Origin of the sequence: Maribacter aquivivus (genome assembly GCF_900142175.1) — a bacterium.
Lineage (GTDB): Bacteria > Bacteroidota > Bacteroidia > Flavobacteriales > Flavobacteriaceae > Maribacter > Maribacter aquivivus.
Genome location: NZ_FQZX01000002.1, coordinates 174,501 through 188,208, shown reverse-complemented (window position 1 = coordinate 188,208; position 13,708 = coordinate 174,501). Strand labels below are relative to the sequence as shown.

The window sequence follows — 13,708 nt, the reverse complement described above, 5'->3', positions numbered from 1 at the left end:
ACCACCAAACAAGCGACATTTTATGGCTTTTAAATATGGAAAAGAAACTTTGGACATTAAAAATCCGTTCAAAGTTGAAGGAAAATTGGACCTTATTTACGGTACGTTAACATTTCTGCTAGGCATCATTTTAATTTTTCAAATTCGAACAAGTGCAAGCTCAGGGTTTAAAGTACTGGCTTGGGTAGAACTTGTATTATCAGTTTTATTTTTGACCGTTGGTTTAAGAGCTATAATTCTAGGCAGTATTAAACTATTTAGGTTTTTGGTAGGTAGAGAAATACCTTTAAATCTCTTTACTAAAGTTAAGGATCAGAAAATTACTGCGAAAATCAAGAAAAAAATAAAAGAAGTATTGATGAAAAGAGTCAATCCTACTTTTGAGGAAAAAGATGGATTTCTCTCTCGCTTATTAATTAGTATATATGAGCGTTTTATATTTCTGCCAAAAGGTTTTAGAATTCTTTTAGAAAGCGTTTCATCTCTATTCTTTAGTTTCGTAATTTTTCTAATTGTATATCTACTCTCTGTTTTTTCTATTTCATTAGGCTTAATAAGTGTAACAGAAAAAGATGAAATCATTACCATTTATGGAGTTATATTTCTTGTAAAACAAATTATAGTTTGGTTTTTTTATCGCCCCAACAAAAAGCGCATTTCTAGTTCAGACGCAAGTGTTTATAGTTATGGTAAAATAATTGTTAATGTGATACTTGCTATACTAGCACCTATTAGTCTTGAAATGTATGTTAGAAACGGTGGTATACTACCTAATTTAGATATAAATACATTTTTACCAATTGCCCTACTCTTTTTACTTTCAGGAGCCTTAGTGGCAATTACAGTTTTTTTATGTATTAAAAGACTTGATGTTTTAAATCCGGAAACCTCGGTAAGCGAGTATAAAGAGCATATTCAAGTTGCTGTTCATCCAAAAGATATTTTCCGTTGTTTTGAAATAGAAATGGCAAACAAGAGATATAAAGAAATGCCGAACAGAAAGTATGTAGATGAAAAACCATTTCTGTTTTTAGAAGGTAGTGAAAACAAAGGTGCATTCAAAGGTGATACTGTTCAAGAAACACAGCCAATATATGTGCCTGGCCAAGTATCGGGTATATCTAAAACGGTACGTTTCTATTTAGCAATAATAGGTAGGGCACTGGTGTTTTTAAGTTTTTTGTATTTATTCTTTATGGTCAAAGAGTTTTATTTAGATACATCGTTTAGTACTGTTTTCAACACTTTTTATTATCCAATTTTGGTGTCTTTCTTTGGATATTATTTGATAAGAATTGCCCATATTTTTTATTCTGAAATTCTATTCTCATCTACTCTAGTCCATTTTTTTTCAGATGGCACCTATACCGAATCTAAAGTATCTTCAGGTATGTCAGTATATGACAGTAATCGTAGTGAAAATACGGTTGTTAATACTAGCGCCACACCATGGATATTGACAAGTAAAATAATTACATCTACACTCGCAGATTCATCTACTAAAAACTTAGAGGGTGAACGACATATTTTAGAAATGTATAAGAATGATGAATTTCTGGATGATTTAGTCTCCGGATTTACTAATTACTTAAAAGACAGAAAACATATTGTCGGTTTTAGTACACAAGGAGATATTGAAAAATCTATGGACTTTCATAAATTGAATGAAATGACCAGAGGTACTATGAATACCGACAATAAAATAGCAGAGCAAAGCAGAGACAAATTAGAAGAATAATTCTTATTGTAATTCCACTAAAAGATTCTATTATTATTTAATCGTTTAAAATGATCATATCAAAAAAACACTGGTTTTCATATGTAATGAATGTAATATTAATTCTAATTATTGCAATACCCTGTATAGCCTATTTCATAAGTTCTCGTAATTCACCTAATACAAACCCCTATATTGATTATGGTGTTTTAATATTCGGGATATTTATATTGTACAAAAACCTGAGAGCTATTATTTTAAACCTAAGAGTTGAATGGTTATTCGACGATGAAGAATTGATAGTTAAATCTGGATTATTACCATGGCATAGGGTTAATTTTAGTATTGATATTTCTAAAATTTATGAAATGTATTACAAAAACAATTTCATGGGTACCATTTTAGGGTATGGAACATTACATGTTAGACAGACCGATGGTGTTACTTCCCAAACTTTCGGATTTTCAATGACAAATCATAAAAAAATCACGGTTGCTATAAATGAAGCAATGACTAATTATAAGAATGAAAATAAAGTAAGAGTTAGTGGTAACGTAAGCACAACTGAAAACATATCAAGCGAGCTAATGAGATTAGCCCATATGCATAGTGAGGGAATCATTACGAATGAAGAGTTTGCTGCGCTAAAAAGGAAGTTAATACATTAAATATACGTTTTAAATTATATTACTAAACAATTTTAATTATTGCTTTTATTAGACGAAAATTGGTAGCCACCCCTGGTTAAATACCTTTAAAATAGGATGTGTTTATCACCTAATTCGTGGTTCGCTATTTTACAATTCCTCTTAATACAATTGCATGCTATTTTTGAAAAAACGAACTTAGTTATGGTTGACTAAAAAAATAAAACTCAAATGATTTATCGTTGAAATTAATTTGATATAAATGAGCACTACCCCTTTAAAAATAATCACCAGTATTATCTTATTGGTTCTAAGCTTAACCGCTTGTAATTCACCTGCAGCTATATCGGGTACGTTAGCAGGATTAGAAAAAGAAAACACTAAAATATACTTAATTCAACCTGAAACCTTACAACAAGTAGCGGCATCTTATTTAGGTAAAGTAATAGACTCTGCCATTGTAAATGCTGATGGTAGTTTTGAGTTCCAAAACCTACCAACTACTAAAGAACCGGTTTTATTAGAATTAGCTGTGCAGCCTACCAATAAAGCAGGCAATTATCTAAATTCAGATAACCCTAACAAGGCTAACTATATGCCTATTGTTTGGCAATCTGGAGAATCATTTCTAATAACAGCGCGGTTTAATGAATTTCAAAAAACTTTTACGATAGAAAATCCTTCAGATTTGAATAGCGCTTTGTTAGCGGTAAGAGATATTAAAGCAAAAGCATACCAAACCTATCTTGCCGATAAGCATTGGAATGTTGAAGACGGCGATGAATTAATGGCAAAAGAACATGCCACTTTACAATACAAGTCAGCTTTAATGGAGTTTGCAGATAGCACTCCCTATCTACTGCCGGCATTGGTAGCGTTAAGATGGGTAAGTCCAGAAAACGATTATGAACGCGTGCCTGAATTTTTAGTGAATCAATGTGCGAAGTGGAAAGAAAAAGAAGCCGATCACCCGTGGGTAAAACAACTTTGCAAAAAAAGTGAGCCGACTAATTTACCTGTATTAATCGGCGATAAATTTCCAGACATTCAATTTCCTTTGTTGTCAAAAGATACCGTATATATCAAAGATGTATTAGGTAAAAAACTTACTATTATTGATTTATGGGCATCTTGGTGTGCCCCTTGCAGATTAGAGAACCGTAAGGTTCTAGTGCCGCTTTATAATGAATATCATGACCAAGGTTTACAAATTGTTGCATATGCCTTAGAAAGTGATGAAGCAGCCTGGAAAGCAGCTGCAACGCGAGATGGAGCAGATGGTTGGTTACAATCTTCAGATTTACAAGGTGACGATGCCCCTTTTTTAAAGAAAATACGTGTTCGTACCATTCCTGCAAACTTTATTTTGGATAGTAACGGAGTGGTCATTGCCAAAAATTTGCATGGCCAAGATTTAATGAATTTGGTGAAAGGTAGCTTTGAAAAGTAATTTAGAACTACATTATAATTACCCTTTTCGTTAATAACTTGGTCACAACTCTTTATGTAAGTACTTGCGTACAACTATTGAAATATAGAACTTAGCTTTTTCTCCCCGAAACATAATAATTAAAACTGTTATAAGGAATTGAAACTCCTTTTAGCCCTACGTTAGGCTCAATTAAAAGATGACAATAGACACTTTCGAAATATCTACAACACAGGCTACAAAGATTCTTCAAGTGCATGAAGGTCATTTTACGGATTTAAAAGCAAAGGCTATTAAACCTAGTAAACTAAGTCAAACAATATCTGCCATGGCTAATGCGGACGGAGGAGACATATATGTAGGGATTGGTGAAGTTGAGAAACCGGATAAATCAAAAGAAAGAAATTGGAATGGTTTTATAGACCCTGAAGACGCAAATGCGCACGTTCAACTTATTCAAGAGCTATTTCCTTTTGAGCAGTATATTTCAATTTCGTTTTTTAAAACATCAGACCTCAAAGGATTTGTTTTACATATTCAAATTAACAAGACCAAAGAAATTCTATATGCTTCTGATAAGCATCCTTATGTCCGAAGAGGAGCGCAAAACCTTCCAATAAAAGACCATGAGTCTCTTAAAAAACTTGAATTTGATAAAGGAATCGCTTCGTTCGAGACACAGGTGCTTAATATTCCAAAAGAGATAATCACGGAATCAGATGTAATTAAAAACTTCATTCAAGAAGTGATACCAACTACTACTCCAGAGGCTTGGTTAAAAAAACAATTGCTAATTCAATCTAACAAACCAACTGTAGCGGGGGTACTTCTTTTTGCAGAAGAACCACAAGCAGCTTTACCGAAGCAAAGTGGAATTAAGATTTACCGCTATAAAACAAGAGATAAAGAAGGTACTCGTCAGACTCTAGCTTTTAATCCGATTACAATTGAAGGTGATATCTACAATCAAATTTCTGAAGCTGTTTCCAAATCCGTTGAAATAGTTGAGGGAATCAAAATTCTTGGTGAGAAGGGCTTGGAAAAAATTAAATATCCAGTAGAAGCAATACATGAAATCTTAACCAATGCCGTTCTTCACAGGGATTACAGTAAAAAATCAGATACACAGGTAATAATTTTTGATAATCGAGTTGAAATTCATAGCCCAGGTAGATTACCTGGTCATATTACTCCCCAGAACATTTTGGATGAACAACTTGCTCGAAATGGAGCACTTGTTAGAATTATTAATAAGTTTCCAAATCCTCCAAATAAGGATGTCGGAGAAGGTTTAAATACTGCATTTAATGCAATGCGCAAACTTCGGCTGAAAGAACCTGAAGTATTAGAAACAGCCAATGGAGTCAAAGTTGTAATATATCACGAGCCACTGGCTTCACCTGAAGAAATGGTTTTACGTTATCTAGAAAGTCATAAAGAAATATCAAATTCAATTGCTCGAGATGTCTGCGGGGTTGATTCTGAAAATGTGATGAAGCAAATATTCGTAAAACTCGCTGAAGTAGGCTTATTAGAACGTACACCTGATAAAAAGGGACGTTCTTCGACTTGGAGAAAATCTGGTAAAAAATATGACAAAGAACCGGAACAATTAACTATTGAGTTTTAAAAAAAGACCACAAAACCTACAAGCAATAACAAAACAACACCAACCTACCCCCTATTCTCCTCCTCTATCCATTTATCTATAAACTTAGTACCAGTTAGGACTGTGGATTAAGGTTTAAACAAAAAAAGCTAACCTTCGTGAACAGACATAAACTAAAAGTTTCTTTGTCTGCACATAAAGCTTAGCTTTAATATTGTGTGCAAGATATCACACAATTAAAATATCAGTAAATCTATTATTTCTTCAACTTCACGAAATAATCAAAGATTTCAGGGACATTTGCACTTGCCATACCGTCATCAAAAGCAGCCTGTAGGCTAGCAGAAGTAGCAGAAGCAACCTTAGATTCTGTACCTAGGTCATCCATCATTTGTACAAAATAACCAAGATCCTTATTAGCATTAGCAATAGAAAAACCTAAATCACTTACATTATCAACTGCGTAGTTTTTACAAAACTTCATAAACGGCGAATTCGATGGTCCAGAAGACATAATATCGAAAAGTTGTTGTCCGTCTACACCAGCAAGTTTAGCCGCTGCAAAAGCTTGTGACATAGCTACAACAGTAGTCATCCCCATAAAGTTATTGATTAACTTCGTAGTGTGCCCTGCACCTAGAGGTCCTAAATGAAATACATGTTCCCCTTGTTGATCCAATATAGGTTTTACCTTCTCAAAGGTATCTTTATCGCCAGCAGCCATTATGTTTAGCAATCCGTCTTTTGCGTGAGCCGGTGTACGACCAAGCGGAGCATCGATCATACCAGCGCCCTTTGCAGCAAGGTCTTTACCAATTTTTTGTGTAGATGCAGGAATCGATGTTCCAAAGTCGATTAAAACGGAACCTTCCTTAATTCCAGCAAGAATACCATTTTCACCGTAAACGATTTTTTCAACAACAGCAGAAGTCGTTAAACAGAACATGATAATGTCGCTATTTTCTGCTAATTCTTTTGGAGAGGCAGCTTCTTTAGCATTACCGCGAGCGATAACAGTTGCTACTGCATCTTTGTTAAGGTCCATTACATTTAGTTGGAATCCTCTTTTTTGTAGGTTCTCAACCATGTTGGCGCCCATTAGGCCGAGTCCTATAAATCCGATAGTAGGGTTTTTCATATTTGTTTCATTATTTAGTGCAAAGATATAAATCTGCTAGTTAACATATTTTACTAGTTTAAAAAAGAAACTAAGCAACTATCCCCTATTCTTCTCCTCAATCCACTTACTCATGAATTTGGTAGCAGTCATAGTTTGATGTTGCAATAAAGCTCCCGTAAAGTTCTGTGTTCTGTGAGTTTTCATCCCTTTTTGAAGTTGGTATATTTTTTCTATAAGAATACTTTCTAAGCTGCTTTTAGCATATAAAGTATTAATCAAAGTTTTGCCTTGCTTTTGAGCATTTTGCCATTCAGGTTCCGTTGAGTACAAACGTACAGCGGCATTAGCAAATTTAGAAGGGTCATCTTCTATATAACCGTTCCATTCTAAAATACCGTGCATACCTTCCGCACCAATGGTTGTGGTAACACTAGGCGTACCATTTTGCATGGCAGAAAGTAGTTTCCCTTTTATTCCTGCACCAAAACGTAGCGGAGCTAAACACACTTTAGCGGAACTCATAACTTCATCAACATCTATTGCCCTGCCATGTACTAGAAATCCCGTTGCAGGGTTATTCATTTCTAAAATTTGCTGTGGCAAATACGCACCATAAATATGTAATTTGGCTTCTGGTAATTGAGTGTGAATTTGTGACCAAATAGTAGTTTTTAAATATTTAACCGCGTCTATGTTAGGCGCATGTTTTCCGCCACCTATGAATATAAAATCTTTTCTATCCTCAAAAGTTTTCAAAGTAGTTTCATTGGTAATTTCATCGACCATAAAAGGAAGTAACAACAATAGACTTTTATCTATTTTGATAACATCGGTCAATAATTCTAATTCGTAACTAGAGATAATTAAAGACAAGTCGCACCGATAAATACTGGCAATTTCTCGTTTGGTTTTATCATCTGCTAACCAAGCATCTGTAGTAAACGGAATTTCTTTTTTAAAACATAGTTCTCGCACATGACGAAGACTATGTAAATCTTCGGTATCTAAAATTCGTAACACATTTGGGCAGTTTTCAGCCACTCGCCATCCAAATTGTTCTTCGCTCAAAAACCGATCAAACAACACCACATCGGGATTCAATTCGGTAATAAAAACATCAAAAGAACTATCGTTCATTTTAATATCCTGCGAGTGGTATCCTAAAAGTTCAACATCTGCCGAAAAATCTGATTTAGAAGCTGCAGAAGCAACAGTTATCGAATATCCCTGCTTTTGAAATACGTCTAATAACTGCATCATACGAACACCTGCAGCCGTAGAAGCAGGTTCTGGCCAAACTAGAGCGATTACGAGGAGTTGTTTTGTGTTGGTCAAGGTTGATTAGTTATTGGTGTTCTGTATTGAGTTATAAATATTATGGACAAAGTACGGGAAATGGCAGTGAGTTGGCAAGTTTTCAGTTAGCAGTTCTCAGTATCAGTAGGCAGTTTCAGTGATCAGTTTCAGTAGGCAGTCTTAGTTTTCAGCTACACTGTCAGTCTGAGCGCAGTCGAAGACCCTTGCTAGTTAAAAGAATCATTTGGTGTTCCAAACAAACAGATAGCCGAGCTTTGCTCGCAATTGGAGCCAACAGCCAACAACTAATCATCCCCCGAAACCCCAATTTCATCAAGCACCACTACCCCATAATTCGTTTTATCAAAAATGAATTTTATGGAACTTATGGCATCTATATTAAACTCTGAGTTTATAGTGGTGAAGGTTTCTATAGGAAAATGGTAGGTCTGTAATTGTACTTCCCAATCTGCACCAATCATTTGTTTATCTAAAAATGCGAATTTGGTAAACCTAGTTTTTAATGGTTTCGTTATGCCTTTAATCTCACTTATTTTCAAAGTACTTATTTGTCCCGCGGCATCGGTAAGTTGAATACTGAAATCTAATTGTGGCACTTCCCGTTCTTCCTTATCTTTTTTAGCTTCCTTTTGGGCTTCTGTTAAATTGATATCTAGCCATTCATGATTTCCTGATCCTAGGGTGAATTGTAAACTTGAATTAGGGGAAAACGGAATGGAATCATCCGCAGAAAGCATCATTTCATATATTGCCTTATCCGAAGAACTAATCGTATTTTCATAATCCCATCCTAAGATAACAGCATTATTCTCTTGACTGCCTTTATCACGAGTTGGCAAGTATTGCTCTTTCCATAAAGCTAAGTTGCTAGTACTAATACGAGTATTATTTTTTGCTGTAGTAATATCTAAATCCTCCTCAAAATCGGCAATAGTATGAAAATTAGAGGACTCAAAAGAAGTTAAATAATGTTCTATAGGCAACCATTGTTTGGCTACAGAAACGTTCTTGAAAATAGATCGATTTTCATGGTTATCTTTCAAAGTAGCTTCGGCAAATGCACTAATAAAAACCTTGGCAGCTTCTTGCTGTTGTTCTTCTTTCAATAACGGATTTATGTTTAACAACCACTTTGCCGGTGCGCCAAAATCTGAATTACCCCAAGTAGAATTAAACTGACCGTGATTTGCATGGTGAATATACACGCCCGATTTAAATTGATTAATAGTATCTGTATACTGCAAACGGCGGTACGGTCTCATGCCCCAAAAACTAACTTCATCTGAATCGTAAGAACCTTGTATACTAAGGAAATTAATGTTGTTGAGTATGATCTTGCGATCATACCTATAATCTGTTGGCGCTAGTGCAATGACACTTTTAATATTAAAATTAAAATCGAATTTCTGTTTCGCCTGATCAGGAAAATGGGGTAACGGATTATAAGCAGCAGCGATAGAAACCGCCTCTCCACCACGAGAATGCCCAACGAGCATAATATTATCCATATCTACTTTATGTGCAAGCTCGTGATCATCTTCAGCATTCCAGTTTCTCCACTGCTCTAAATGTTTTAGAAGCAGCCAAGCACGAGCAGGCATTTCTTTACCCATAAAATCGCCGGACCAATGACCGTTTAAAAAATTCTCATCGACTGAAACAGTTATGATTCCCCTACTTGCCAAAAGCTCGCCCAGATAGCCATAACCATCATCAGAGTAATCAATCATGCTATGGTTGCCGTGAACAATAAGCGTTAATGGAAATGGACCATCGCCCTCGGGCATATATACCCTACCGTTTAAAGGAAAGTTCTCGGCACCAAAACCCCAGTAACGTTCACGCCATTTTTTCTTTTTGTCTTTCCAATCGGGAATTAGCCAGGTACCATCTACGGAATTGGTTGTATAGGTGACTCCTGTAGAGAACTCCGCTCGTTGCTCATCGGTTCCACTACCATAAGTAAATGCTTTAACAGTATAAGTACCAACAGCAGCAGGGTTTTCTAATGGTAATGATGAAGGTAAAAAGTTTTCATTTTCAGAGAAAGCCAAAGGTACTTCCTTATCATAAGGATCAGTGCCGTTATCAGCCAAAATGAATAGGATATAACCGCTAGCGATTAGCGTGATAATTAAAAATACGTTTGATGAGAAGGTCCTTTTTAATTGAAATCTATAAATAGCAATACATAATAATATACCCACTGTAGCAATACCGCTATAGAGTATTGTTGGCCAACCGAAACCGAAATATTTTAAAATGATAAAAACTACGATACCGCTTAGAATAGCAGTAATAGATTTCAGAGGAATACTTCTGATTCCTTTCCCTAAAAAATTAATTACTATATAAACTACTAAGTTGATGACCACCCCTATAAGAATAGCTATAAGCATCATTACAATGGGGTGCCAACCAGTTAAAAAGTGATAGCCGGCAATTGCATAAAAGACAAGGGTAAGAAGTAATATGAGGGAGAATAAGCGGTTTTTCATTAAAAGGATAAATTCTGGTGGTTCTAGCACTTGAATTTAAATAACTTAAGTGGATATAAATAACGTACGAAGTCTTTTTGACTATCCGCTAATAATGACCAACTTAGAATATAGAATTGATAATGAGACCTGGCATAATTCTGAATATCTAACTTCTAAGAAATTTACATTTTCGCCGCAAACATTTTAGAAATTTTAGAACGCAATTTTCGCTCATAATCTTCTTCTAGCCATTCTTTGTAATTCTTTGTATTGTTCATAATACAATACGAATATTGGCGTACACGATATTTGATTTCCTCTTTTAATTTTTTGGCTAGAATACGAGCATCAAAAACATCTTCAGAATTCTCTACACATATTTTGGCATGTTGCTGAATACTTCTTTCAAGAACCAATTTAGATTTTTCGCCGTTAGCAAAACTCTTTTTGTATTCTGCTTTTATATCGAAGTCAATGTCTGTAGACTTAGCAAATTCAGCACGAAGATCTGCCGGCATTTCGTAAACGAATTCCCGTTCAATCTCTTCGTCGTTCTTAATGTTCTCTAGATAGAAATCAGGAAAATGAAAGATTTCTTGCCAATCGATACCTGCATTCCATAATCCAAAACGGGCAACATTGTTCCCCATATCAATAACGTTGAATTCTTCTTTATGAGGTAGGTATCTAGATCCACGACCGATCATTTGAAAATAGAGCGTTAAAGAACGTGTAGCACGGTTCAATATAATAGTCTCTACACTAGGTTCATCAAAACCCGTAGTCAAAATACTTACCGATGTCAAAATAGCATCGGGCGTTTCTTTAAACCATTTTAGTATCTCTTTTCGCTCCGTAGCATTATTCTTATTATCTAAATGGCGAATGTTATAACCTGCCTTTTTAAAAGTCTCACAAACATACCTGGACGTATTAATACCATTATTGAAAATTAAGGTCTTTGTGCCTTTACCTATTTCATTATAGGCAGAAACAAGCTTGTTAAGCATGCTGTGGTTACCATATAATTCATCAGAAGATTTTACCGTATAATCACCGCTAATACCAAGTTTTAGGGTCTGTAGGCTAACATCATAATTATACATGTTTGCCTTTGCCAAGAACTTTTTCTGAATCAACGATTCTATAGACTCGCCCACGATCAACTTTTTATAGTTGTCTTTCATGGGTAGTTTAATATTAGAACTTAACGGAGTAGCGGTAACCCCAAGAATAACGGAGTTTTCAAAGAATTTAAAGAGCTTACGAAACGAGTTGTAATGCGCTTCATCAATAATAACGAGTCCGATATTATTAATCTCGATTTTCTCTTCTTGTAAACGATTGTTCAGCGTTTCTACCATGGCCACAAAACACATAAACTCATCTTGATCTTGCCACTCTTTTACTTCGCTATTTATGATTTTATTCTTAACACCGAAGCCGTTCAACATTCTAGACGTCTGCTGACTTAACTCTATACGATGTGTAAGTACAATTACCTTTTTATTAGTTCTTGCAATGTAGCGCTTGGCAATTTCAGAAAATACTACAGTTTTACCACCACCGGTAGGCAATTGGTATAACAAATTAGAATTATCGCCATTCTCATCTAAATATTTAAAAATGGAATGTAGATCCTCCTCTTGATAATCGTACAGGGTCTTCTCAGTAGTATCGTTATGTAGCTTCAAAAGGTTTGTAGGCGTTTATTTATGTTAATAATGCAAAAACCTTATAAAATTATGAGATTTTTATGGGTCTAGGAAATAAAAAACTTGAAAAAAACAATATTAGTAGCCCCTGTCAGAATCTACCAAATTTTGCAGTTTTTCTCCAGAGTTTAACCTTTTGTAATTTTCAACAATCTGCGGAATTACAGAATTGGTATCTGAAACACTGGCATAATGCGGAGTCATATGCACTTTTCTATGATTCCAAAAAGGGTGTGTTTTAGGTAATGGTTCTGTATGATATACATCTAAACAAGCCCCAGATAAATGGTCTGCATCTAATAACTCAATTAAATCTTTGTCCACTAAATGGCCGCCACGGGCAACATTAATAACATATGCATTTTTAGGAAGTCGAGACAATAGCTCTTTGTTTAGAATACCTTCGGTTGCGGGAGTTAATGGTAATAAACATACTAAAACATTGGTAGTTTTTAAGAACTCTTGTTGTTCATCAGCACCAGAAAAGGTCTTAACACCATTAATATTTTTCTTACTCCTACTCCACCCTTGTACCTTGAATCCGAATCTGGTAAGATCAGTAGCTGTAAGTGCTCCCAATTCACCAAGACCTAGGATCCCTACGGTAACATCTTTTATTCTTAAGTACTCCTTTGGTTCCCATACATTGGCAACCTGGTCTAATTTATAAACGTTTAAATTCTTTAGATGAGCGAGAATAACACTTAGTACATGCTCAGACATATCACCTGCTAAAAAAGGATCTACAATGCGTGTAATAGGAATGTTCTTAGGACGTGTTTCATCTTCAAAAATATAATCTACCCCAGCACCGGCAGAAGCAATACATTTTAAATTAGGGTAATTGGCAAGTGTACCTTTAGGATGCTTCCAGATGACCGCCATGGTTATTTCGTCTTTTGGGTGATCTTCTAAATAACTATACACCTTTAAAGAGCTATCTGCCTTTTGTAAGGCATTTTTCCAAAGTTCTATTTTATTATCCTGTCTAATAACTACTATCGCCATATGCTAATCTATAATGTCCAATGCCTTTGAGAATTCTTCTTCAAAAAGCCATTTCTGATTTTGTGTTTCGGTATATATTTTTAAAATTCGCTCTCTAAATTCAGGAAAGACACCCTGCACGGTAGTAAATTGAATAACCTCGTTAAATGAATTTAGCATGCTTCTATAAAAGGAATCGGGAACATTCTTCTCCATCGAAAAGGTTTGTGCAATTTCTAGATTATAGCACATAACATCAGCAATTAAATGTGGGTCAACCCCCAACTTAATAAAATGCTTTAAGAATTTTTGAGCAACAGAACGTCTTGCTTTAGGTCTTCTTCGCTTTAGCGGAAAATATTCGTTAGATATTTTAGCTTTTGCATCTTGCACCAATTTATCTTCTTTAGGGTTAAATGCAAAATCATAATAGGTTTTTACGGTCGGAAATTTCTCGTATAGCTCTACTATTTGTTCTTCCAAAGCCTTTTTTGGAAGCTTGGATAGGTATGTTTTTAAGGCCCGTTTACTCATAAAAATTCAGTGTCTATATTCAAAAATACGCTTTACAGAAAGAAAGTCCTAAAAGCTTAAATCTTTGTTAAAGCTAATAAATGCTGTAGAAGTATAGTGTAATTGATTAGGATATACGGATAAAAAGCGGTATGTTGTAAACTTGTACAACTT

The 13,708-nt window shown here is 35.0% G+C and carries 10 protein-coding genes; 4 read left to right on the top strand and 6 right to left on the bottom strand.

What is annotated here, in order from left to right:
- Positions 1 to 22: 22 nt before the first annotated feature.
- From BUC31_RS11135 to BUC31_RS11120, 4 genes are all read left to right on the top strand, one after another.
- Positions 23 to 1,738 (top strand): hypothetical protein, encoded by a 1,716-nt coding sequence (locus BUC31_RS11135; protein WP_073244193.1) that lies wholly within the window; start codon positions 23 to 25, stop codon positions 1,736 to 1,738.
- Positions 1,739 to 1,788: 50 nt separating this feature from the next.
- Complete coding sequence (locus tag BUC31_RS11130; RefSeq protein ID WP_139251957.1) at positions 1,789 to 2,385, top strand: SHOCT domain-containing protein; 597 nt, start codon at positions 1,789 to 1,791, stop codon at positions 2,383 to 2,385.
- A 241-nt stretch (positions 2,386 to 2,626) separates the two neighbouring features.
- Positions 2,627 to 3,814, top strand: coding sequence for a TlpA family protein disulfide reductase (locus tag BUC31_RS11125; protein WP_073244189.1), 1,188 nt, complete (start codon positions 2,627 to 2,629; stop codon positions 3,812 to 3,814).
- 178 nt (positions 3,815 to 3,992) lie between these two features.
- Positions 3,993 to 5,423 carry an ATP-binding protein gene (locus BUC31_RS11120; protein ID WP_073244187.1) on the top strand — a complete coding sequence of 477 codons (1,431 nt, stop codon included), beginning with the start codon at positions 3,993 to 3,995 and terminating at the stop codon, positions 5,421 to 5,423.
- 235 nt (positions 5,424 to 5,658) lie between these two features.
- Here the strand turns inward: BUC31_RS11120 and BUC31_RS11115 are convergent, their stop codons facing one another.
- From BUC31_RS11115 to BUC31_RS11090, 6 genes are all read right to left on the bottom strand, one after another.
- Positions 5,659 to 6,540, bottom strand: coding sequence for an NAD(P)-dependent oxidoreductase (locus BUC31_RS11115; RefSeq protein WP_073244185.1), 882 nt, complete (start codon positions 6,538 to 6,540; stop codon positions 5,659 to 5,661).
- Positions 6,541 to 6,618: 78 nt separating this feature from the next.
- Complete coding sequence (locus BUC31_RS11110; protein WP_073244183.1) at positions 6,619 to 7,857, bottom strand: glycosyltransferase; 1,239 nt, start codon at positions 7,855 to 7,857, stop codon at positions 6,619 to 6,621.
- A 266-nt stretch (positions 7,858 to 8,123) separates the two neighbouring features.
- Positions 8,124 to 10,337, bottom strand: coding sequence for a hypothetical protein (locus BUC31_RS11105; protein WP_139251956.1), 2,214 nt, complete (start codon positions 10,335 to 10,337; stop codon positions 8,124 to 8,126).
- A 164-nt stretch (positions 10,338 to 10,501) separates the two neighbouring features.
- On the bottom strand, positions 10,502 to 12,013 hold the full coding sequence (locus tag BUC31_RS11100) for a DEAD/DEAH box helicase (RefSeq protein ID WP_073244179.1): 1,512 nt from the start codon (positions 12,011 to 12,013) through the stop codon (positions 10,502 to 10,504).
- A gap of 99 nt (positions 12,014 to 12,112) precedes the next feature.
- A complete protein-coding gene (locus BUC31_RS11095) occupies positions 12,113 to 13,042 on the bottom strand; it encodes a 2-hydroxyacid dehydrogenase (RefSeq protein ID WP_073244177.1) in 930 nt (309 codons plus the stop codon).
- Positions 13,043 to 13,045: 3 nt separating this feature from the next.
- Positions 13,046 to 13,555, bottom strand: coding sequence for a DUF6155 family protein (locus BUC31_RS11090; RefSeq protein WP_073244175.1), 510 nt, complete (start codon positions 13,553 to 13,555; stop codon positions 13,046 to 13,048).
- Between the last annotated feature and the right edge of the window lie 153 nt (positions 13,556 to 13,708).